The 328-nt window shown below is 56.7% G+C and carries 1 protein-coding gene; it reads left to right on the top strand.

The window, feature by feature from the left end; genetic code table 11:
- A partial coding sequence (locus QWY30_RS15880; protein WP_290242669.1) for a transposase occupies window positions 1-328 on the top strand: 328 nt, incomplete at both ends.

Consider the following 328-nt stretch of genomic DNA (forward strand, 5'->3'; position numbering starts at 1 on the left):
ATCAGTTCCCTGGGGTTCGCCCACGGCTGCGCGCCACGGAGTGCTTTCGGCTGGAGGTATTTGAAGCGCACGATGGAGGCGTGAGTCAGCGCAAACTGTCAACCACACATCGCATCGGCAGTGCCACCGTTGAGCGCTGGTACCAGCACCACGTCAAGCGAAGGGTGCTTGAGCTTTCTGGCAGGGCCTGCCCTCGCATCCTGGGGATTGATGAGCATTTCTTTACCCGTAAAAAGGGCTACGCAACAACATTCGTAGACCTGAGAAACCACAAAGTGTTTGACGTGGTCCTCGGACGCTCGGAACTGAGCCTGAGGCAGTATTTAAG

The sequence above is a fragment of the Zwartia panacis genome, assembly GCF_030410395.1.
GTDB classification, from domain to species: Bacteria; Pseudomonadota; Gammaproteobacteria; order Burkholderiales; family Burkholderiaceae_B; genus Zwartia; species Zwartia panacis.